At 58.5% G+C, this 22571-nt stretch carries 20 protein-coding genes; 7 read left to right on the forward strand and 13 right to left on the reverse strand.

All coding sequences use genetic code 11. The features are described from left to right. Positions 1-4: 4 nt before the first annotated feature. Together JNB91_RS06045 and JNB91_RS06050 are read right to left on the reverse strand one after the other, a co-directional pair. Positions 5-985 carry an ABC transporter substrate-binding protein gene (locus JNB91_RS06045; protein WP_220324631.1) on the reverse strand — a complete coding sequence of 327 codons (981 nt, stop codon included), beginning with the start codon at positions 983-985 and terminating at the stop codon, positions 5-7. A gap of 165 nt (positions 986-1150) precedes the next feature. Then, the gene (locus JNB91_RS06050; protein ID WP_220324632.1) at positions 1151-2377 is read right to left on the reverse strand and encodes an aminotransferase-like domain-containing protein; all 1227 of its coding nucleotides are present in this window, start codon (positions 2375-2377) and stop codon (positions 1151-1153) included. Between the two features lie 200 nt (positions 2378-2577). Between JNB91_RS06050 and JNB91_RS06055 the strand changes: the two genes are divergently transcribed. Then, positions 2578-3030: an RbsD/FucU family protein gene (locus JNB91_RS06055; RefSeq protein ID WP_220324633.1), complete on the forward strand. Its 453-nt coding sequence runs from the start codon at positions 2578-2580 to the stop codon at positions 3028-3030. Positions 3031-3092: 62 nt separating this feature from the next. On the opposite strand, the gene ilvC is transcribed toward JNB91_RS06055, so the two are convergent. The 3 genes from ilvC to JNB91_RS06070 form a co-directional block, all read right to left on the reverse strand. Continuing rightward, entirely contained in the window at positions 3093-4112 is a 1020-nt protein-coding gene (ilvC, locus tag JNB91_RS06060; RefSeq protein WP_220324634.1) for a ketol-acid reductoisomerase, read from the reverse strand. A gap of 39 nt (positions 4113-4151) precedes the next feature. Continuing rightward, positions 4152-4811 carry a TetR/AcrR family transcriptional regulator C-terminal domain-containing protein gene (locus JNB91_RS06065; protein WP_220324635.1) on the reverse strand — a complete coding sequence of 220 codons (660 nt, stop codon included), beginning with the start codon at positions 4809-4811 and terminating at the stop codon, positions 4152-4154. 114 nt (positions 4812-4925) lie between these two features. Beyond that, positions 4926-5831 (reverse strand): AraC family transcriptional regulator, encoded by a 906-nt coding sequence (locus JNB91_RS06070; RefSeq protein WP_220324636.1) that lies wholly within the window; start codon positions 5829-5831, stop codon positions 4926-4928. Positions 5832-6021: 190 nt separating this feature from the next. Between JNB91_RS06070 and JNB91_RS06075 the strand changes: the two genes are divergently transcribed. Then, complete coding sequence (locus tag JNB91_RS06075; protein ID WP_220324637.1) at positions 6022-7071, forward strand: NAD(P)-dependent alcohol dehydrogenase; 1050 nt, start codon at positions 6022-6024, stop codon at positions 7069-7071. A gap of 65 nt (positions 7072-7136) precedes the next feature. Here JNB91_RS06075 and JNB91_RS06080 read toward each other — a convergent pair whose 3' ends face one another. After that, entirely contained in the window at positions 7137-7544 is a 408-nt protein-coding gene (locus JNB91_RS06080) for a winged helix-turn-helix transcriptional regulator (RefSeq protein WP_220324638.1), read from the reverse strand. Between the two features lie 142 nt (positions 7545-7686). On the opposite strand from JNB91_RS06080, the gene JNB91_RS06085 reads away from it, so the two are divergent. Beyond that, positions 7687-8577 carry an SDR family oxidoreductase gene (locus tag JNB91_RS06085; protein ID WP_220324639.1) on the forward strand — a complete coding sequence of 297 codons (891 nt, stop codon included), beginning with the start codon at positions 7687-7689 and terminating at the stop codon, positions 8575-8577. A 78-nt stretch (positions 8578-8655) separates the two neighbouring features. On the opposite strand, the gene JNB91_RS06090 is transcribed toward JNB91_RS06085, so the two are convergent. The 3 genes from JNB91_RS06090 to JNB91_RS06100 form a co-directional block, all read right to left on the reverse strand. Next, positions 8656-9261 (reverse strand): GGDEF domain-containing protein, encoded by a 606-nt coding sequence (locus tag JNB91_RS06090; protein WP_220324640.1) that lies wholly within the window; start codon positions 9259-9261, stop codon positions 8656-8658. A gap of 19 nt (positions 9262-9280) precedes the next feature. After that, on the reverse strand, positions 9281-10129 hold the full coding sequence (locus tag JNB91_RS06095) for a response regulator (protein WP_220324641.1): 849 nt from the start codon (positions 10127-10129) through the stop codon (positions 9281-9283). A gap of 223 nt (positions 10130-10352) precedes the next feature. Next, complete coding sequence (locus tag JNB91_RS06100; RefSeq protein WP_346269276.1) at positions 10353-12857, reverse strand: mechanosensitive ion channel domain-containing protein; 2505 nt, start codon at positions 12855-12857, stop codon at positions 10353-10355. A gap of 164 nt (positions 12858-13021) precedes the next feature. Here JNB91_RS06100 and JNB91_RS06105 point away from each other — a divergent pair, with 164 nt between their 5' ends. Next, positions 13022-13273 carry a GlsB/YeaQ/YmgE family stress response membrane protein gene (locus tag JNB91_RS06105; RefSeq protein ID WP_220324642.1) on the forward strand — a complete coding sequence of 84 codons (252 nt, stop codon included), beginning with the start codon at positions 13022-13024 and terminating at the stop codon, positions 13271-13273. 50 nt (positions 13274-13323) lie between these two features. Here JNB91_RS06105 and JNB91_RS06110 read toward each other — a convergent pair whose 3' ends face one another. Together JNB91_RS06110 and msuE are read right to left on the reverse strand one after the other, a co-directional pair. Further along, entirely contained in the window at positions 13324-13818 is a 495-nt protein-coding gene (locus tag JNB91_RS06110) for a heme-degrading domain-containing protein (protein ID WP_220324643.1), read from the reverse strand. A 59-nt stretch (positions 13819-13877) separates the two neighbouring features. Then, a complete protein-coding gene (gene msuE / locus JNB91_RS06115) occupies positions 13878-14432 on the reverse strand; it encodes an FMN reductase (RefSeq protein WP_220324644.1) in 555 nt (184 codons plus the stop codon). 601 nt (positions 14433-15033) lie between these two features. On the opposite strand from msuE, the gene JNB91_RS06120 reads away from it, so the two are divergent. Continuing rightward, positions 15034-15660: a TerC family protein gene (locus JNB91_RS06120; protein WP_220324645.1), complete on the forward strand. Its 627-nt coding sequence runs from the start codon at positions 15034-15036 to the stop codon at positions 15658-15660. A 70-nt stretch (positions 15661-15730) separates the two neighbouring features. On the opposite strand, the gene bcp is transcribed toward JNB91_RS06120, so the two are convergent. After that, positions 15731-16198: a thioredoxin-dependent thiol peroxidase gene (gene bcp, locus JNB91_RS06125; protein WP_220324646.1), complete on the reverse strand. Its 468-nt coding sequence runs from the start codon at positions 16196-16198 to the stop codon at positions 15731-15733. Positions 16199-16311: 113 nt separating this feature from the next. Here bcp and JNB91_RS06130 point away from each other — a divergent pair, with 113 nt between their 5' ends. Next, complete coding sequence (locus JNB91_RS06130) at positions 16312-19710, forward strand: AsmA-like C-terminal region-containing protein (protein ID WP_220324647.1); 3399 nt, start codon at positions 16312-16314, stop codon at positions 19708-19710. A 68-nt stretch (positions 19711-19778) separates the two neighbouring features. Here JNB91_RS06130 and tyrS read toward each other — a convergent pair whose 3' ends face one another. Continuing rightward, the gene (tyrS, locus tag JNB91_RS06135) at positions 19779-21032 is read right to left on the reverse strand and encodes a tyrosine--tRNA ligase (protein ID WP_220324648.1); all 1254 of its coding nucleotides are present in this window, start codon (positions 21030-21032) and stop codon (positions 19779-19781) included. A 195-nt stretch (positions 21033-21227) separates the two neighbouring features. Between tyrS and JNB91_RS06140 the strand changes: the two genes are divergently transcribed. Beyond that, the gene (locus JNB91_RS06140) at positions 21228-22529 is read left to right on the forward strand and encodes a M23 family metallopeptidase (protein WP_220324649.1); all 1302 of its coding nucleotides are present in this window, start codon (positions 21228-21230) and stop codon (positions 22527-22529) included. Positions 22530-22571: the final 42 nt, after the last annotated feature.

The following is a 22571-nucleotide window of genomic DNA, read 5'->3' on the forward strand; positions in this document are numbered from 1 at the left end:
TATATCAGCCCTTGGTGCCAAAAATATCGGAGAACGTCTTCACGTCCTTTTCCGAGTTCTTCAGCGCGTCCGCAGCGTTGAGCGGCAGGACCTTGATCTCGCTGCGCGCCGGGTAGCCGGCCGGCAGGTCGATGCCGTTGCGAGCCGGGATGTAACCGAGGCCTGCGGCGATCTTCTGGCCGTTTTCGGAGAGAAGATAATCGATGAACTTCTTGGCATTGTCCTGATGCTTGGTCGACGACAGGATTGCAGCCGGCTCTGTGACGGCGGAGACGCCTTCCTTCGGGAAGACGAACTCGACCGGAGCGCCCTTGGCCTTTTCGCGGATCGGCATGTAGTCGACAACGACGCCATATGCCTTTTCGCCCGAAGCGACGGCCTTAAGCACGCCACCGTTACCACCGGCGGCGACCGCACCATTGTCCTTCAGTTGCTTGTAATAGTCCCAGCCGAGACCATCGACGGCAGCAAGCGTCTGGGCGTGAATGAGAGCAGCACCCGAAGCAACCGGGCTCGGCATGGTGACGAGGCCCTTGGCTTCCGGCTTGGCAAGATCAGCCCAGCTCGTCGGCTTCATCGCAGCCTGGGTGTTGTACATGATACCGGTGGTGATCAGCTTGGTCGAGTAGTAGTAACCATCTGCATCATAGAGCGAGGCGTCGAAGTTCTTTGCTTCCGGCGACTTGTAGGCGAGCAGCTGGCCGGCGGCCTTCATGCGTTCGAACGTTACCGTGTCGGCGATCAGCAGAATATCGGCGATCGGGTTTCCGGCAGCGATTTCCGCATTGAGCTTCGCCATGATCTGCGGAGTTCCGTCACGCACCCACTCGACATCCACGCCCGGATTGGCAGCCTTGAAGCCATCGACGGTTGCCTGTGCATCGGCATTCGGCTGGCTGGTATAGATGACGAGGTCGGCAGCGTTGGCAACGCCGGAAAGACCGAGCGCAACGAGCGCGGTGAACGTGGACAGAAGCTTTTTCATGAGGGTCATCCAGTTTGAGATGACGCGCTTAAACACATATACATTGACACTCTTGTGACAATGATTGACGTCCAGGTAAGGAATGAAAGCAAAAGCGGCGGAAACCCAGATTTTCCGCCGCTTTTGCTTGTGAATACGACTATCGATCAGATGATCGGCAAGCTTTCATGTTCGCTCACCGAAAGCATTGGCGACCAGTCGCCCGAGCCGCTTGATCCCTTCGTCGATCATTTGGTCGTTGGCGCAGGAGAACGAGACGCGCAGCGTGTTGGCATTGCTGCCATCGGCATAAAACGCCTTGCCCGGCACGAAGGCGACCTTCTCCGTCGCCAGCGACTTCGCCAGAAGCTCTGCACCATCCATGCCTTCCGGCAGCGTGATCCAGACGAACATGCCGCCTTCCGGCTTCGTCCATGTCGTGCCCTTCGGCATGTATTTCGCAAGCGCCGCCAGCATCGCATCACGGCGACCGCTATAGACCCGCTTGATCTTGGCGACCTGCTCGGAAAACCCGCGCGATGCGACATGCTCGACGGCGATCTGGTTGATCGTTGAGGAATGCAGGTCGGCAGCCTGTTTCATCAGAACCAGCTTGCGGATGACCGGCATCGCGGCAATGACGAAGCCGACGCGCAGGCCCGGAGCCAGCGTCTTCGAAAAACTGCCGCTATAAATCGTGCGGGTATTCTCGATGCCGCCTTTACGCGCGATATCCAGAGACAGGATCGGCGGGATCGCCTCGCCATCGAAGCGCAGGTTCTGATAGGCCGCATCCTCAAGGATCGCGATATCCAGTTCATCCGCCAGCGCCAGCAGCTTTTCACGGCCAGCAAGATCGATCGTCTCACCGGTCGGGTTGGAGAAATCGGCAGACAGATAAGCGAACTTGACCGAACCGCCGAGCTTGGAGGCCGTATCGCGATAGGCGTCCGGCGTCCGGTTGCCGTTCAGCGACAGCTGATCATAGTTCGGCTCATAGGCATTGAAGGCAGATAGCGCACCCAGATAGGTCGGCCAAGTGACGAGCGCCGTGTCCTTCGGCGACAGAAACAGCTTGCCGAGATAATCGAGCGCCTGCTGCGAACCGGAGGTGATGAAGACGTTATCCGCGGAACAGTCGATACCGATCTTTGCGACATCCTCGACGATCCAGTCGCGTAGCGGCTTGTAGCCCTCGCTGACCGAATATTGCAGCGCCGAGTTCACCTGTGCGCCCGAAAAGATATCGGCATAGGCCGCCTTGAATTCTTCCGCCGGAAACAGAGCCGGATCTGGAATGCCTCCGGCAAACGAGATGATGTCAGGCTGTTCGAGCAGTTTCAGCAATTCGCGGATTTCCGACGCCTTCATTCGGCTGGAACGCGAAGCGAAGATATGTTCCCAATCAAGCATAGGGATGTTTCCTGTTATTTCAATTTTGTTGCATTCTGCTTTATAGAAATTCCGACAGGTCAGCAATGCTGACCTATCGACCGCTGCGACATTTTTTGTCTCCATGACATTCCGCCAAGACTTATATTTTGCTGGTGCGCGCCAGCCTTTGCCTGCGATAACGGGCGACGGAATTTTCATCTGTCTTGGAGGAGAGACGAATGCTGAAGAACTTGGATCCGGCGCTCAATGCCGATATCCTTTATGCCCTGAAATCCATGGGCCACGGCGATACGCTCGTGTTGGCCGACGCCAATTTCCCATCCGATTCGATTGCCCGCCAGACCGTGCTCGGCAAGGTGATCCGGATGGACAATATTTCGGCGCCCCGCGCCATGCAGGCGATCCTGTCGGTGCTGCCGCTCGACACGCCGCTGCAGCCCTCGGTCGGGCGCATGGAAGTCATCGGCGATCCGAACGCGATCCCGGAGATCCAGAAAGAGATACAGGCGGAAATAGATGCCGCCGAGGGCAAACCAGCACCCATGTATGCGATCGAACGCCACGCATTCTACGAGACGGCAAAGAAAGCCTACTGCGTCGTCGCCACCGGCGAACTGCGCTTCTACGGCTGCTTCATCCTCACCAAGGGCGTCATTCCGCCAAAGGAGTAAGATGCAAAACACCGCGCGGACGAGCCGCGCGGCGCCTTATCTCCAATCGATAGTTTGACCGATCAGTTGACGGCCTTGTCGACCAGCTTGTTCTTGCCGATCCAGGGCATCATGGCGCGCAGCTTGGTGCCGACTTCTTCGATCTGGTGCGCGTCGTTGTTGCGACGGATACCCTTGAAGCGGGCGCCGCCTGCACGGTATTCCTGCATCCAGTCCGAGGTGAACTTGCCGGTCTGAATGTCCTTCAGGACGCGCTTCATCTCAGCCTTGGTTTCTTCGGTGATGATGCGCGGACCGGTGACGTATTCGCCCCACTCGGCCGTGTTGGAGATCGAGTAGTTCATGTTGGCGATGCCGCCTTCATAGATCAGGTCGACGATCAGCTTTACTTCGTGCAGGCACTCGAAATAGGCCATTTCAGGCGCATAACCGCCTTCGACCAGCGTTTCGAAACCGGCGCGGATCAATTCGACCAGACCGCCGCACAGAACGACCTGTTCGCCGAAGAGGTCGGTTTCGCATTCTTCCTTGAACGTCGTTTCGATGATGCCCGAACGACCGCCGCCGACGCCGCAGGCGTAGGAGAGAGCGAGTTCAAGCGCGTTACCGGAAGCGTTCTGATGGATAGCAACGAGGCAGGGAACGCCGCCGCCCTTCTGGTATTCGCCGCGAACCGTGTGGCCCGGGCCCTTCGGTGCGATCATGACGACGTCGATCGATGCCTTCGGCTCGATCAGGCCGAAATGAACGTTGAGGCCATGCGCGAATGCGATGGTTGCGCCGTCGCGGATGTTGCCGGCGATTTCATCGCGGTAGATGTCGGCCTGCAGTTCGTCCGGGGTTGCCATCATCATCAGGTCGGCCCAGGCGGCAGCTTCGGCAACCGTCATGACCTTGAAGCCGTCGGCTTCGGCCTTCTTGGCAGTGGCGGAACCGGCCTTGAGGGCAATTGCCATGTTCTGCGCACCAGAATCCTTCAGGTTCAGCGCGTGTGCGCGACCCTGGGAACCGTAGCCGATGATGGCGACCTTCTTCGACTTGATCAGGTTGAGGTCGGCATCACGATCGTAATAAACGCGCATCTTAAATTCCTTCCCTATGCGAGTGTTTGTTTCGGTTGTTCATCGTCCGGCGGAAACGCGAAGCGCATCCGCAGTTTTCTGTTCGACGCCATGCAGCGCGAGAAAGGCTTCGACCGCCCTCTCCGCCTGGCGCGAATTGTCTTTCAGCCCCGGCTCGCCGAGCAGCATGCGAACATGCAGATCGGAAACCACCAGGCCGTAAAATGTGTGATAGGCGGCATCGGCATTCTCGAAGCGCAGAAGCCCTGCCCGCTTGCCGGCCTCCATCAGCGCCATGGCGCGGCGATCAATCTGCCGGCGGCCATGTTCGACCAGAAGCTTACCGAGTTTCGAGCCGTCGCGGCTCGTCTGGCCGATCGCCAGCCGGTTGAGAGCCAGAGACACGTCACCGCCGAGAACTTCCAGCAAATCGCGCCCGAACTGTTCGAGATATTGCTTCAAGACCTGTTCCGTCAGCTTTTCGCCGGAACGGTCGGCGGTGCGAACCTTGCTCGCCTGATAGGCGATCATCGCGGTCAGAACACCGTCGCGATCGCCGAACCATTTGTACAGGCTTTCCTTGGAACAGCTCGCTGCACGCGCAAGCCCCGATGTCGTCAGAGCCTTGTCGCCACCTTCGACGAGAAGACGAAGCGCCTGCTCCAGAACCTCGTTCTGTCGCGGCGAAAACTGGGGCGTGTCGGCGGTATCGGGTCTCACTTGCGGCTGCTCCTCTCAGGTACCGTACGGTACGGTTCTGGCGTATAAAGCAATTCTGCTTTCCGTCAAGCCGGATTTTCAAACGGTAGGGAGGAATTTGATTGCAGCGAAAGGTCAGCCCGCGGCCGAAACCCGGACCGCATCCATGTCACGCGCCGGAGACAGGCCGTAGAGACGGCTATATTCGCGGCTGAACTGCGACGGGCTCTGGTATCCGACACGGTGGCCGGCATTGCCGACATCGAGCCCTTCGACAAGCATCAGCCTCCGGGCCTCATGCAGCCTTAGCTGCTTCTGGTACTGAACCGGCGTCATCGCCGTGATTGCTTTGAAATGGTGATGGAAGGACGAGACGCTCATGCCGACATGTTCGGCCAGTTCCTCGATCCTCAGCGATCCGGCAAAGTTTCCCTTCAACCATGCGATGGCGCGCGCCACTCGATTGCCGTGACTGTCGGCGATCGCGATGTTGATCAACTGCCCGCCTGCCGGCCCGGTCAGAATGCGATAGAGGATTTCCTGCTCGATCAGCGGTGCGAGCGAAGCGATATCTGCTGGACGATCAAGCAAGCGCATCAGCCGAACGGCCGCATCCAGAAGCTCGGGCGTCGCAACATTGACCACGATGCCGCGCTGGTTCTTGCTCGGCCCAACGGGCTTAGAGAGCCCGTTCCTGCCCATCAGGTCGAGCACCTTGTCGCTGCTGATCGCAACCGTGATACAGAAATGCGGAACCTCCGGACTGGCCTCCACCACCCGCCACGCAACCGGAAGGTCGAGTGATGTCAGAAGATAGTCGCCCGCCCCGTAATTGATCGTCTCATTACCGAGTTGAACGCATTTCGCCCCCTGGATCACCATCGCGAAACAGGGTCGATAACTTCCGTGGCAAGGCTCGCTAGGCGACGTCCGCCGGCTGATCCCCAGCCCGTCGATCGCCGTCGTTCCATCCCCCTCACCGCCTCCATGCCGCGCCGCGATCGAGGCAATCTCCTGATAGGGATTGAAAGGAAGTGTCATTGAGCCATTTCTCCGAAGCAGGCGTCGAACCGTCTCCATTCTATAATGCGTTGTAGTCTTCGCAACGAGGGATGCCTCGCAATATTGCAGGATCGTGCAAGAAGCTTGGAGGATCGATCTAACGCCTGCCCCGTGTCGTGACGCATAGTCCGGCCGTTGATTTTCAACCCATCAATGAATGGAGTTCCCCATGCCTATCGCCAGAGGCTATGCTGCGACCGACGCGTCGAGCCCGCTCACCCCTTTCACCTTCGAGCGCCGCGAACCGAATGATGACGACGTCGTCATCGACATCAAGTTCGCCGGCATCTGCCATTCCGACATCCATACCGTCCGCAACGAATGGAAGAACGCCGTTTATCCGATCGTTCCGGGCCATGAGATCGCCGGCATCGTCAAGGCCGTCGGCTCCAAGGTCACCAAATTCAAGGTCGGCGACCGCGTCGGCGTCGGCTGCTTCGTCGATAGTTGCGTCGGCTGCGCCACCCGCGACCTCGATAACGAGCATTACATGCCGGGTCTGGTCCAGACCTATAACGATGTCGACACGCTGAACGGCAATGCCCCCACCCAGGGTGGCTATTCCGACTCGATCGTCGTCAAGGAAGGTTACGTCCTGTCGATCCCGGACAACCTGCCGCTCGACGCAGCAGCCCCGCTTCTGTGCGCCGGCATCACGCTTTACTCGCCGCTGCACCGCTGGCAGGCAGGCCCCGGCAAGAAAGTCGCCATCATCGGCATGGGGGGCCTCGGCCATATGGGCGTCAAGATCGGCGCAGCCATGGGTGCGGATGTCACCGTACTTTCCCAGTCGCTGTCGAAGAGGGAAGACGGCCTCAAGCTCGGCGCCAAGGATTACTACGCCACTAGCGACGAGGAAACCTTCAAGAAGCTCGCCGGCTATTTCGATCTGATCATCTGCACCGCTGGTGTGGCGCTCGACTGGAACGCCTATCTCGGCCTCGTCAAGCCAAAGGGCGCCATGGTCGTTGTCGGCGCCCCGGAACATCCCATCCCGGTCCACGCCTTCTCGCTGATCTTCGGCGCCAAGGAACTTTCCGGCTCAATGATCGGCTCGATCAAGGAAACCCAGGAAATGCTGGATTTCTGCGGCGAGAAGGGCATCGTCTCGGAAATCGAGAAGATCAACATCCAGCAGGTCAACGAAGCCTATGAACGCGTCCTGAAAAGCGACGTCCGCTACCGCTTCGTCATCGACATGGCATCGATCGACGCCTGATCGATCGGCATGACTGACAAGACAAGGGCGGCTTCGGCCGCCCTTCGTCGTTCAAGCCCCGGAGACTACCCCAGTTCGCTCGCATCGAACTTCACGCGCGCAGCCTTTACCGCGGCATGATTGTCCCCTGCCCAAGCCAGCACCTTAGACAGCGGCTCGAACAGCGAATGGCCGAGCTCGGTCATGCTATACTCGACGCTTGGCGGCTTGGTCGGAAACACCTGACGGTCGATATAGCCGTCGCGCTGCAGATCCCGCAAAGTCTGCGTCAACATCCTTTGGGAAATATCCGGCACCAGACGGCGCAACTCACCGAAGCGATAGGGCCGCTGCGCCAGCAATTCGAGAATAAGCGTCGACCACTTTCCGGCGATCTGGTTCATCACGTCGCGAACCGGACAGTTACCCGCATCCCAGTTGGACATGTCACAAGGCTCACCCGCAAGCGTGGTCACTCGTGCTGCATTGTCCATGCCGGTAGTTCCCTTTTGGTAACGATCTCCCGGAAATGTGCCTCCTTTACAGGACCACGTCAATTCCTATTCTAGTGCTAGTCTCTTTTTGAGACCAACAACCATGCCGGTACGATCCGGCGGCATTGCAAGAGGAAACGACATGACCAAACTTCTCGTCACCGGCGCCGCCGGCCAGCTCGGCCGCGCAGTCCTCAATCACCTTCTGGAGACATCGAAGGTTTCGCCGAGCGATATCGTTGCCGCCAGCCGCGACACGTCCAAGCTTGCCGATCTTGCCGCCAAGGGCGTCGAAACCCGCAAGGCGGATTTCACTGACGAGGCAGGCCTTGCAGCAGCCTTTGGCGGCATCGACCGCGTCCTGATCATCTCGACGGATGATCTCGCCACGCCGGGCGGCCGCCTGAAGCAGCACAAGACGGCTGTGGCCGCAGCAGCCAAGGCCGGCGTCAAGCATATCCTCTACACATCCATGCCGAACCCGGACAAATCGCTCGTCAGCTTCGCGCCCGATCACCTCGGCACCGAAGAAGCCATCAAGGCAACCGGCACTCCCTACACGATCCTGCGCAACGCCTGGTATGACGACAACTATTTGATGTCGATGCCGCACAATCTGGAAACCGGCACTTGGTACTCGGCCTATGGCGCAGGCAAGGTCTCCAATATCAGCCGCGACGATTGCGCCCGCGCAGCCGCAGCCGCCCTTGCCAATCCGCCGGCCGGCAGCACCACCCTCACCCTGACCGGCTCGGAAAGCCTGAATGCCGAAGAGATCGCCGCGCTCGTCTCCAAGGCAACCGGCAAGCCGCTCAACGTCGTGCATGTCACCGATGAGCAACTGGCGGGCGGCCTGACCTCGGCCGGTCTTCCGGACTTCCTGGTCAAGATGCTCGTATCGGCCGACGCCAACATCCGGGCCGGCAATTTCGATCTGGTGACCGGCGATTTCGAAACCCTGACGGGCCGTAAGCCGCAGACGCTTTCCGCCTATTTCGAATCCAGCAAGAACGCGCTTCTCGGCGCGCATTGAACCGCGCCGACGCAAAAAAGCCCGCAGAGAGTATCGTCTCTGCGGGCCTTGCGGGCCTTTCAATGATCAAACCGCTATTCAGTGAACGGCGGTGGCAAATGTGTGGTCGGAAATGACCTGATTGCGACCGGACATTTTCGCCATGAACAGAAACTGCTCGGCGGCATTGAGATAGTTATCGAAGGTCTCCGGCCCATGGATTTCAGCCGCGCCGATCGAAACGGTGACGTTGATCATCTCGCCCTTCCAGCCGATAGGGCATGATGCCAGTTCCTGCCTCAGCCGATCGAGAACGTCCGTGGCGCTCGCAATATCCAGGCCCACGAGCAATATGCCGAACTGATCCTCACCCAGATGGGCTACGCAGGCAAAGAGATTGGCGGTAAACCGCAGAAGATTGGCGCCGAACGTCGAAAGCACATGCTCGGCGCATTCGGCCCCTTGCGTTTCCACGATCCGAAAAAGCCGGTCTATGTCGATGATTGCAATGGAGCAAGTCAGCTCCGCTTCGACGCAATCGGAAACGATCGGCTCTCCCAGTCGATAGAAATCCTCGATCGGCAGCAGGTTCTCGTCAATCGCAGTCGATGCCGCGATCTTTTTGGCCGCCATGTCCGTAGCAAGCTGCTGCGAATAGCTGCAAAGATCCGAGTGCATCCGTTTCTGGCTGACAATATATGGCATGCGGCACCTGTATCAGCAATCAAGCAACGTTCTTGATCGCGCCTGCGCCCTGTGCCGACCGCATGGAGCGGATCTGCAGAAGCGTATCGAGGTTCTGGTTGACGCGGCAATAAAACTCCTCGTCGATGAACGGGCGCAGCATGAAGTCGTTACCACCGGCTTTCAGGAAACGCGCCGACAGGTGCCGGTCCGACGAGGACGACACACCGATGATCCGCAACTCGTGTGAGCCGCGGACCGACCGGATGCGGCGGGTCAGTTCGAACCCGTCGATATCCGGCATGTTGTAGTCGGTAATGACCAGGCCGACATCGCTGTTCTTCTTGAGCAGTTCGAGCGCCTTGGCGCCGCTGTCAGCCGTGCTGACGCGGAAGTTATAGCGCTTGAGGCGGCTGGAAAGCAGCGCCCGCGCCGTCGGGCTGTCATCGACGATCAGCACATGGTGGCGATGATTGGTAAGGAACCGGCACACCGACTCGGCAAGCATCTCCACAGCAAAGACATTGTCCTTGAGAATGTAATCAACGATATCCTTGGTCAGCAGCTTGTCACGCGTTTCCTGATGGAATGTGCCGGTAAACACGATCGTCGGGATCGACAGGTCGATCAGATATTCCAGCGCCTCGCCGTTCTCGGCACCCGGAAGATTGATGTTCGAAATCGCCAGCGTGATCGGATCAGTCGATCTGTCATAGGCAAGTTGAAGGTCTTCGAAATTGCGGCAGATTTCGATATCGATGTCGAACAGCTCCTTGAGCCGCATACCGATCATCGATGTGAAGACATTGGAATCCTCGGCAAGAAGAATACGGGAATTGCCAAGCGTTTCACCGGAATACTGCATTCCGGAAATGCCAAGGAACGTCATTTTTGACCCTTACAAATAAAATCATACCCTTGAGCAAGTTTCTATTTGTCACGCTTTGCAGAACAGTTAACCCGACAGCTCATTCTGGAACAAATCGCGTCGAAGAACTACATCGCCTGCTATTTAGGTCAATAAATCCCAGCGACACATGCTTAATGAAGAAGAAAAACCGGCCGAAATCTCGGCCGGAGTAACGACGAAGGATAGCGGCAAACCCGAACTGTCACGCTCCGCCGCGAACGTCGGGTTCCTCAAGCGGGATCGGCAGACCGCGATGGTAAACCACTTCCGAGCGAGGGAATGGTATCTCGACATTCTCTTCGCGGAACCGCTTCAAAATCTCGATACGGATATCATTGCGTATACGCAGTCCCTCGGACATGTCCGCCAGATGGAACCGTAGTTCGAAATCCAGCGAGGAACCGCCGAAGGCGAGGAATTCCACATGCGGCCCGGGATTTCGAAGGATTTCTGGCACGTCAGAAACAATGTCCATGAGAATTGCGATCACCTTCTCGGGATCGCTTTCGTAGCTGGTAGACACCTTGATTTCGGATCTCTGTATCCGGTTCTTCAGCGTCCAGTTGCCCACGGCGGCATTGATGAGATCGGAGTTCGGAACGATGATCGCCTGCTGGCGGAACGTTTCGATCTCGGTCGCGCGAACCGAAATACGCTTCACGATCCCTTCCGTCGTGCCCGTCACGACATGGTCTCCTACCTTGAAGGGCCGCTCGACCAAAAGGATCAGACCCGACACGAAGTTCGACACGATATTCTGCAAGCCGAAACCGATACCGACAGAAAGCGCCGAGGCGACAAGGGCAAGGTTTGAAAGGTTGATGCCGGCTGCCGAAACGCCGACGATGACCGCAAGACCTACCCCCAGATAACCGATGCCCGTCTTGACCGAATTGCGCACGCCGATATCGACGTGACTGCGGGCAAGAACATTCCCGTCGATCCACTTCTGCGCCCATCGGGTAATGATATATCCAAGCGCAAAGAGCAGCAGGCCGCCGAATATACCGACGATCGAGATCGAAATGCTTCCGATGCGGAATTCGGTAAAGAAACTGACGACCCAGGATTCGATATCCGTAATCTGAAAACCCCAGGTGATCAGGATCAGCGGGATGCCGAGCGCCAGTGCGACGACATAAATGCCGAGACCGACAACCAGACCGGCCTGATCGAGGCCGACATCCCCGAAACGATGCCGCTCGACCAGACGCCGCCCGAGGGCCGTATCGTTGAACGCCCCGCGCTTCGAGATCGCCTTGCCCGAAAGAAGCCCGATATAGATGAGCGCGAGCACTGCACCAGTCAGGACGATCTGCGTAGATGCAAACCGCGCGAGCCCGACATAACCGGCAATGACGCAGAGCAGCAGCACCCCGCCCATGATACGCAATGTGACCGAGAAATAACGCGGCCAGGGCCGCCCCTGCCCCGTAGCGTCCTCTCCTTCCGCCATGACCGGACGGATGAACGAAATTCCGATGAGGATGAGCCCGATGACCACGGAGGCGATCAGGCTCTTTGCGATCGTCAGCACCAGCGGCGAACCGAGAGCTTCACTGACGGCGCCGAGCAGATAATCCAGTCCATTGACCACAGCCATGGCGATAATGGCCAGGCTGAGCAGCCGCGCACCGCCATCGGTGATTTTCACAAGCCTCCAGCCGGGCTCATGCGGCGCAAGTGCGGCGTAGGTCAATTTCCAGACGAAATGCACGAACCAGACGAAACCGAAAAATGTCGCGATGATCGGCGCCACGTCAGGACGCAGAACGTTGAAGCCCTCAAGGAAAAGATAGGACGTAACGAGAAACGCGGCGAAGGTGATGCTCTGCATGACCGTCGACCAGAACGTATAGGAAAGCCGCTTTATATAGGCGGGGTTGTCGATCTCGCTGCGGGTCAGGAAGCGACCGAACAGCCGATATCCGCCGGCAAGAAAAAGAAACGCCGAACCGACCGACAGGGCAATCGCGCCAAGCAGCGGAATAGCCTTGAACCGCCACACGAAACTCGCCCAACTTCCGATCGTCGATGAGAAATTCCGCATTTCCGTGACGAACGCATTGCCGGCATCGACAAAAACATCGGCAGTGAGTTCCGTGTGCCTGAACAGCGTCTGCGCGAACAGCGTCCGGCGCAGATTGGTGATCATGTTGGCAAGCTGCGTGGCGCTGTTCGACAGATTGCCCGCATCATCTACAATCAGATTAAGCTGAGATCTTTCGTTCTCGAGCTTCGTCCGCTCCTCCACCACGGCAGGCGCTTCGGCAGGCTGTCCCGCCGCAGGCGGTTCGCCAAGACTGGTCAGGCGACCTTGAATTTGTTCGACGCGCACTTTCATCGCATCAGAAGCGGTGCGCATTTCCTCAACGATCGCCTCCGCCTTGACCCTTATGTCAGCGAGTTTTGCATCATCGTCAGGTGCTGTTTGCACGCTCTCGCGAAACGTGTTGAGCTGCTGCCTGAGGCCATCCAGCTTGTCCCTCATCTCGATATTGATCGAGTCGGCGGTCACATCGGTCGGCACTGCCTGATCGGACTGAGCCGCAGCGGGCGGCTGGACCTGAGGCTGGGATTGCGCCGCCGCGTTCTGCGCCACAACCGCCCAAAAGGCGAACATAACGAAGAGAGCGATCGATAGGCGTCCCCGCCAAAGGTCAGGAAGCGCACCGAGCTTGCGGTCGTGGAGGAAGGATGAGGTCACTACTGGTATCTCGTTTTGCTAACCGAATCGGCTGGCAAAATAGGGGCAGTTCGCGGCGATTGAAAGGAATGTTGTCTCTCTAATAAAGTGATTGGGAACCCTGGAACATTTTTACGCGTTACCTGCCGCACCCCAAGGACGGGGTTTCAGGAAAGGGTAAGGCCATGGAAGACGCAGGCATCGGCTGGATCGCAGCCATCATCATCGGCGGCATTGCCGGCTGGCTCGCCGAAAAATTCATGAAGAGCGACATGGGCATCTTCATGAACATCATTCTGGGCATCGTTGGTGCAATCGTTGCGAACGCCATTCTGGGCCTGTTCGGCGTCGTTCTCGGCGGCTGGATAGGATATCTGATCGCCGGTTTCATCGGCGCCTGCATCCTGATCGCCGTCGCCCGCGCCTTCAGGCGCTGACAAAACCGATGAAAAATCGGCCGGGCTGATCCGGCCGACTTCGGCGCGCCTCAATCGGCAAGCGCGATTTTCCCCACATCATGCCCCAGCATGCCGGCTAGGATCTCGACAACGAGATTGTGGTCTTCCCGCTGCGGCAATCCCGAAACCGTTACAGCCCCGATACAGCCTACCCCTGCAACCGTGATCGGAAAACTCCCGCCATGGGCAGCGTAGTCCGTATCGGAAAGGCTGAATTTGCTTTCCAGCGTGGCATCCTGTTGCGCGAGCCTGCGACCGACGGCGTAACTGGACCTAAGGAAATGCAGGACGACGTTTCGCTTGCGGCGGATCCATCGGGCATTGTCCGCAGTGGACCCCGGAAGAGCGCTATAGAATACAGGCATGGCATGGAGCGTTATATCGATTGCCACCGCAAGGCCGCGTTCGCTCGCCACGCGCCTCAGCCGCTCCCCGAGCACCCAGGCCGTGTCACCGTCGAACCTGTCGAACACGAGCAGTCGCTCCTGCTCCGCGATCGCTTCGATATCCTCTTCCACTGACATCAAACTCCCTCCCTCGGTCGTATAACGGTCAACACCAGCCCCTGGCAGACCAATCTCCTCTATTCGCCAAACGATCCGTGTTTTCGCGAAACGAAAGCAGCCAGCTCGTCAATGGCAAAACCGATTCTTTCCTGAAGAGCCTGCGACACGATCTCGTAGCCGGAGAAATCGCGGTTTGAGGCATAGATCGCCGTCGGGATCGTGTGCGCCATGAAAAATCCGAAGAGCGGTCTCAGCTGATGTTCCACCATCAGGGCATGCCGTTCGCCGCCACCGGTAGCGGCGATCAGAACCGGTTTGCCACGCAATTGCTCCGGATCGATCAGGTCGATGAAATGCTTGAACATGCCTGGATAGCTGCCCTTGTAGGTCGGAGAGCCGATGATCAAAAGGTCTGCTTCAACCACCGCCTTGAGAATGGCTGCCGCATCCGCATCGAGATCGGACTGCGACTTCGCCAGCCCGAGAGAGCCTCCCACATCCGTCAGGTCGAACACGGACTTGGCCAGTTCATAGCGATCACAGGCAAGTCCCGCGATATGCTCGACCAGAGCAGATGTCTTGGATGGACGGCCATAACTTCCCGAAAAACCAACAAGCTTCAACTGCGTCATTCAAATATCCAGTTACCGATCCCTGTCACCGTATGACACGGCCATATTATTCGACCTATCACTTCGAAGACCGTCCGCAAAGGCAGCAGCTTCACCGAGGTGACCGCTGGAGGCCAATAGCCTTATTCGGAATGCGGACCAAGGCAGACGTCCCGGGCTCCTCGATAGCGGGAGCTTCCAACGCGAATCATCTGCAGGTCTTCTACGGCAAAACCAGCGGAGTTTTGCGCCGGTCTTCGCCTTCTTTCGCCGCCCGCCCATGCGACAAAACATGAAATCACCACATCACAAGAAGGAATTTGAACTCCTGCAAAAGTGAGGCGACCTACGGGCAAAAGAGGCTGCCAACAACCAGCAGGTTATCTCTGCAGCGTGAAGATCAAGGAAAAACGACAAACGCAACCATTGCGATTATCAGGCGCGAAATCTCAGGCGTAAACAGGCATAAAACGCACGCAGCACCGGGCTTGCCATACCCTCATTAGGCGAATAATTGCGGCTTCCGTTGACGAGCACTCCCGAGTTTCCGACTGCGAGCCTGTCGACATCCCTGCAGCATCTCTCACATCAAGTTTCATAACGGGCACAAAGGTCACGCCTCATGATCGAAACCTTAATGGCACTCGTCGAGGTCATCGCAATCAATCTTGTCCTTTCAGGCGACAACGCGGTCGTCATCGGACTGGCCGCAGCCGGCCTGCCCGCACATTTACGTAAGAAGGCGATCCTTTTCGGCATCATCGCCGCCACAGTCCTACGGCTCATCTTCGCGGTCGTCGCCACATATCTTCTGGGCATCAAGGGGCTGCAGCTTGTCGGTGGACTTCTGCTCGCCTGGGTCTGCTGGAAGATGTACACCGAACTGCGTCACGCGGCCGGCGATCAAGCCCAAGGATCGCAGGACGGAGCGGGGTCTCGCGGTGGTTCTGAAAAGACGTTTTTCCAGGCCGCCATGCAGATCGTTCTGGCTGACGTTTCTATGTCGCTGGACAATGTCCTGGCCGTAGCGGGTGCTGCGCAAGGTCATTCGACTGTCCTCATCATCGGCCTGATCATCTCGATCGCACTGATGGGCGTTGCGGCCAATTTCGTCGCAATGCTTCTCGCACGCTATCGCTGGATCGGCTATCTCGGCTTGATCATCATCGTCTATGTCGCCCTCAGCATGATCTACCACGGCTTCCACGAGGTCCTGCCGATCGTATCGGCCTATCTATCCGGCGCCTGAAACCGCCAGTTTCGTGATCCAGTTTGGCAAGAAGGCCCGGCGGCATAACCTGTCCGGGCCTTTTCTGTTTTTACAGAGCTTGAACGGCCGCCAGCACGTCTTCAGCGTGACCGGCGACTTTCACCTTCGGCCAGATCCGGGCAATCCGACCTTCCGCATCGATCAGGAAGGTCGTGCGCTCGATGCCCATATAGGTCTTGCCGTACATGCTCTTTTCCTTCCACACGCCATAGGCTTGCGAAACCGCCGTATCCTCGTCGGAACCAAGCCCGATCGTCAGCTCACGCTTCGCAACGAAGTTGTCATGTTTCTTGACGCTATCGGCCGAAACGCCGACAACCGACGCACCCGATGTCTCGAAATCCGGCAGAAGTTTCGAAAACGAAATCGCCTCTGTCGTGCAGGCTGTCGTGTCATCCTTGGGATAGAAATACAGCACCAGCGGCTTGCCGCGAAAGCTTGCGAGAGAAATCGTCCGACCACCATTTCCGGGCAACGTGAAATCCGGCGCATCATCGCCGATATTGAGGTTCGCCATGGTTTTCCTTTCTTTTGCCAGCATCTTGAGTGACTATTGTTGCCATGGGTATATACAGCCCGACGAGGCGTCCAGATCAGGTGTGGATGCGAAAATAACGAGTTCCTGACTGAATGGCTGAAATACGCGGAGAGAAGATCGATTTCAGCAGGAAGGACATCGTTCCGCTGCATGAACTCCCGTCCGCTCAGATAGAAGACCCGATCATCGTCCACTGCCCGCCGCACAGCACGCGAACCTGGCGTTTCTGCAAGACCGTGGCGCTTTTCGTCGTTCTCGTCACCCTTGCAATCGGCAGCGCGATCTTTGCCATCGAAGGCGGCGTTGTCGATGGAACGCTGACCAGCCGCGCCCAATCCGCCTTAAACAATGCGATCGGGCCTCGTTACGTCGCCAATGTCGGCTCGACCGCGATCCGTTTCGATTCGGATTACCGCCTGGCGATCGAAGCAAGGGATGTGGATATCGTCGAGCGCGCGACCGGACAGCACCTGAGCCGGGCCGGCGCTTTGCGCATGGCGGTTGATCCGCTCAGGCTGCTTGGCGGGCGCATATCCATCAACAGCATCTCGGCGCAGTCCATTCGGTTGGAGACGGCGCAACTACCCGAGGGCGATCCCATCGCCCTGGCCAAAGTCCGGGTCGATGCAGTCCCGCAATTGCTGGAGCAGGCTTTTCAAAGGCTTGATGAGGCGCGCGGGCTGATCGAGCGAACGGGCACGGCCTCCATCCGCCTTGCCGGCATCGACATCGTTCTGCCGGCCGCTCCCGGCCGCAGCCCGACGACGCTCAAGGTCAATGATCTGCAACTGGCCCGCAATGCGATAGGCGAGATCGGCGTAGACGGCACCATCAGCATCAATGACCGGGAAGCCAAGCTCACGGCCGCCTCGAAAACGGTCGATGGCGTAACCGCCGCCCTCTCCGCCCGCCTGTCGGGGCTTGAAATCACGCCTTTCCTGCTGCAGCGAACCGAAGATGGGCAACCGCGCGAGGGCCTGGAAAGCTCGGTCGATTTCGACATGTCGGCGGAACGCTCCCGCGGCGAGGCTCAAAAGCCGGCAATGTCGGCGACACTGACCAATGCGCCGGGCAATTTCTATTTCGACGGTATCCAGCAGACCTTCAGTGGCGCCACGATCAACGTTGCCTATGATTTCGCCAAGGACTCGATCGAGATCATGAAGTCGGAGGCGAGTTTCGGCCCGACGGTCGTTCCTTTCACCGGAGCCGTGATCGATCTCAACCGGCTTGATCAGCAGGACAAGCGTCTTGGTTTCGGGCTTGACCTCCTCGTTCGCGGCGGCAGGGCTATAGGCGCATCGCAGGGAGAACAGCCAGCGGATTTCGATCTCAAGGCAACGGGGCGTTATCTGTCGTCCGACCGCCAGCTTGAGTTTGACGAAATGACGGTGGCAAGCCCGCTCGGCCGCATGGCCGCAGCACTCAAGGTCCGTTTCGGCAAACAGTCTCCCGAAATCTCGTTCGGCGGCCAGATCCCGCAGATGCAGGTGACCGGCGTCAAACAGCTCTGGCCTTTCTGGATGGCGCGCAAGCCACGTGACTGGGTTTTGGCAAACATGTTCGGCGGCAGCGTCGCCAACGGCACGATCGCCGTCTTCATCCCCGCAGGCCGCATGAAGGGCCCCGGAATTCCGATGGAGCTCGACGCCAACGAATTGCAGATCAATTTCGACCTGGCGGATTCCCGCCTCAACCTGCCGGGAGAATTCCCGCCTTTGCGTGATCTCGCAGGGCATTTCTCGCTGAAAGGGCAGGAACTGGTGGTCGACGTCACCAAGGCCGCCTCCTACGCCCCTTCCGGCCGGGTGGTCTCGGTGGAGAATGGCCGCTTTGCCATCGCCTCGACCTATGCCAAGCCGCTGATGGCCGACCTTGCATTAAAGATCGCCGGCCATGCCGACGCGATCACCGAACTCGCGAACTTCAAGCCTGTGAACGCTTTGAAAGGCACCAGTTTCAAGGCCGAGGATTTTTCAGGCAATACCAAGGCCGACATTCAGGCTCGTTTCGGCTTGATCTCCGATCACAACCCGCCCAAGCCCACCTGGAACGCCCAGATACATCTCGACGGCGTCAATCTGGCAACGCCGATGGAAGGTCACAAGATAGGTGCTTTGACCGGTCTTCTGGCAATCGACACGAAGGCCGCGAAGCTGACGGCAAACGGAACGGTAGACGATATCCCCGCCGAATTTGCGGTCACTGAACCCGTGGATCAGAGTTCCGGCGTCAAGCGGGAACGCGTCATCAAGGCGACACTCAGCAACGCCCAGCGGGACAAACTCATTCCGGGACTGTCGGACATGGTCGACGGGCAGATCACCGCCGAACTGACGCGCCTTGACGACAAGCGCCAGGCCGTGACGCTCGATCTCAGTCGGACAGCCTTGACCGTTCCATGGATCGGCTGGACCAAGGGTAGCGGCATCGGCGCCAAGGCGCAGTTCGAAGTGTCGAATGATGCCGGCAAACAGACCACGCTCAGCGGTTTTCAGCTCAGCGGCGAAAGTTTCGGCGTCAAAGGCGATCTGCAGCTTGCCGATGGCGATTTGACCTCAGCCTCCTTCTCTCACGTCCAGCTTTCGCCAGCCGACAATTACAGCCTCAGCGTGAAGCGCTCCAGAGGAGCCTATGAAATTGGGATCGGCGGCAGCGCGGTCGATATGCGGCCGATCATTACGATGTTGCGCGCCAACAATGGCAGTCCGTCTGGCAGTAGTGAAGGCACCGGCATCAGCCTGCGCGCTCAGGTGGATCGCGTTGTCGGCTTCAACGACGAGCATTTGTCCAATGTCGCATTGAATTTCTCCTCGCGCGGATCGAACATCCAGCGTGCTGACCTGTCCGCCATTACCGGAAGTGGACAGGCTATCGTCAGCCAGATGTCGCGTGGCGATACGATTTCCGTCACCAGTGGCGATGCCGGCTCTGTGGCGCGCTTCGCCGATCTCTATGACAACATGAACGCAGGACTTTTGAACCTGAAACTGAAGGCACGCGGCAATGACTGGGTCGGCTCGCTGGACATTCGCAATTTCCAGCTTCGCAACGAAGAGCGCCTGCAGTCGCTTGTTTCCACCCCTGTGGGTCAGGATGGCCAAAGCCTGAACTCGGCCGTCAAGCGCGACATCGATGTCAGTTCGGCACGCTTCCAGCGCGGTTTTGCGGCTCTGGTCTATCGCGATGGCGCACTCTCCGTCGCAAATGGCGTCGTGCGCGGAGAGCAGATCGGTGCGACCTTCCAGGGCAGGCTGCGCGACGCAGGCGGCAATATGGATATGACCGGCACCTTCATGCCGGCATATGGACTGAACCGCCTGTTCGGCGAACTCCCCCTGATCGGCGCAATCCTCGGCAATGGCCGCGACCGTGGCTTGCTGGGCATCACCTTCAAGCTCGAAGGCCCCTTTGACAAGCCGCGCCTCACCGTCAATCCGCTGTCCCTCATCGCCCCCGGCGTCTTCCGCCAGATTTTTGAGTTCCAGTAATCGGCGCATAAGAAAAAGCCGCTCCCGGTTGCGGGAACGGCCTTTTTTTCGATTGCCGGCTACTGCACTTAAGCCGGGCGAACCAGGATGTGCTTCTTCTTGCCGAGCGAAAGCTTGATTACGCCATCGGCTGTCACTTCACCCGATCCGATCACCTTGCGCTCGTCGGAAATCGCCACGTCGTTAATGCGCACCGCACCACCCTGGATGTGACGGCGGGCTTCGCCATTCGACGCAGCAAGGCCGGCCTTGACGATCAGCGCAAGCAAGCCGATGCCTGCGTCCAGTTCGCCCTTGGCGACATCGATCGAAGGCAGGTTGTCGGCAAGCGCCCCTTCCTCGAAGGTCTTGCGGGCAGTCTCGGCCGCCTGCTCGGCGTTTTCACGGCCGTGCAGCATTGCGGTCACTTCGGTCGCGAGGATCTTCTTCACCTCGTTGATCTCAGAACCACCCAGCGCCGAAAGCCGCGCGATCTCGTCCATCGGCAACGTCGTGTAGAGCTTGAGGAAGCGCGATACGTCGGCATCCTCGGTATTGCGCCAGTACTGCCAGAAATCATAGGCCGACAGCATATCCGGGTTGAGCCAGACGGCGCCGTTCAGCGACTTGCCCATCTTGGCGCCGGATGCCGTGGTCAGGAGCGGCGACGTCAGCGCGTAGAGCTGCTCCGTCCCCATCCGGTGACCGAGGTCGATACCGTTGATGATATTGCCCCACTGGTCCGAACCGCCCATCTGCAGACGGCAGCCGTAACGCTTGTTCAGCTCGACGAAGTCGTAGGCCTGCAGGATCATGTAGTTGAATTCGAGGAAGGACAGCGACTGCTCGCGGTCCAGGCGCGTCTTGACGCTGTCGAAAGACAGCATCCGGTTGACCGAGAAGTGACGGCCGACATCGCGCAGGAATTCGAGGTAATTGATATCGCGCAGCCAGTCGCCATTGTTGATCATCATCGCCTCCTTCGCGCCTTCCCCGTAGGAAAGGTAATTGGCGAAGACGCGCTTGATCGATGCGATATTGCTTTCGATCGTGTCGATCGTCATCAGCTGGCGGGCATCGTCCTTGAACGACGGATCGCCGACCATGCCGGTACCGCCGCCCATCAGCGAGATCGGGCGATGACCGGTCTGCTGCATCCAATGCAGCATCATGATCTGGATCAGTCCGCCGGCATGCAGAGAAGGTGCCGTCGGATCGAAGCCGATATAGGCCGTCACGGTTTCCTTGGCGAACAGTTCGTCAAGACCTGCCTCGTCGGAGATCTGGTGAATGAAGCCGCGCTCATCGAGCGTGCGAAGGAAATCTGACTTGAACCTGGACATCTCTCTACTCTGTGGATGTGTTTTTAAGTTGCGAAACGGCGTCTAGCACCGTTTTTTCGCATAATCACTCCAAAAGTGATCCCCAGCATCCAAAGCGCAACCCGCGACCGCCAAGACAAGACTTCATTAACCTTAAGGATGTGTAATCACTCAAACCAAGTATCGGAATTGATTCAGCCTTTTCAGGAGCAAAACGTGGCCTACCGAGCCGAAAACAAGGTTTTTGGAAAACGGGCACAAAATCACGTCCTGATTCTCGCAAGTGGCGACCATATCCGTCACATGACAATCCGTCCCTGGATGGTCGCTCTGACCGCTTGCTTCGCCGGCCTGCTGACCATCTCCTATCTCGGCGCCACCTCCTATCTCGTTATCCGCGACGACCTGATCGGCGCGACAATGGCCCGCCAGGCGCGCATGCAGCACGATTATGAAGATCGTATCGCAGCACTTCGCGCCCAGCTGGACCGCATTACCTCCCGCCAGCTGCTCGATCAGCAGGTGGTCGAGAAGAAGGTCGAAAAGCTGCTTGAGCAACAGGACGCCCTGTTCTCCCGGCACGGCAAGCTTGGATCCCTTCTCAATCGCGCCGAAGAATCAGGGCTTCAATCCGGCACTGAACGGCCGGCAACCGAAATCCCCGCCTTCGCACCCGCAGCCGACGACCGCCGCGCATCCCTGTCAGGAGGATCCGCCGCAATCACCAGGATCCTCCAGGGTGGTGAGCCGGCGGTAAGGTCAGACATGGCACTCCCGCTCTCCGGCGCCAGCCTGCGTGAAGGCGCGGCCGATCGTGCCGACCGGGTCTTTTCGAAAGTAACCCTTTCGCTCAAGGCGCTTGAAAATCAGCAGCTTACAAAGATAGCCAGCCTGACGACGGGTGCTTCGCAAGCAGCCGACGCGATTACCACGATCCTGTTGCGCAGCGGCATTGAGGTCGAGGCCATGTCCGGCAAGCAGGCGGGTATCGGCGGCCCCTATATCGAACCGAGCCTGCCCGGCACTCGCTTCGACACCTCGCTTGAAGACCTCGACACCGCCCTGACCCGGCTGGAAAGCGTGCGCGAGACGGCACGCGACCTGCCCTTCTCCAATCCCGCGCCGGGACAGCCCATCACCAGCCGTTTCGGCAATCGTGTCGACCCCTTCCTTGGCCGCCTCGCCTTGCATGCCGGCGTGGATTTCGCCGCCCAGACAGGAGACGAGGTGAAAAGCACGGGTGCGGGAAAAGTAGTCACGGCCGGTGTTGTCGGCGGTTACGGCAATATGGTGGAGATCGATCATGGCTACGGCATTTCCACCCGCTTCGGCCATCTTTCCAAAATCCTTGTCAGCGTCGGCGACGAGATCAAGACCGGCGATCTGATCGGGCGCGCCGGATCGACCGGACGCTCCACCGGCCCTCATGTACACTATGAAGTGCGACGAAATGGCCAGGCGATCGACCCGATGCACTTCTTGAATGCCGGCATGAAGCTCACCACCTATCTCGAATAGGAGAGATTGCCGTTCGCGCGGCGTATCGCCGCGAAGTTGCTT

Source organism: Aliirhizobium wenxiniae (assembly GCF_019511445.1).
Classification (GTDB): domain Bacteria; phylum Pseudomonadota; class Alphaproteobacteria; order Rhizobiales; family Rhizobiaceae; genus Neorhizobium; species Neorhizobium wenxiniae_A.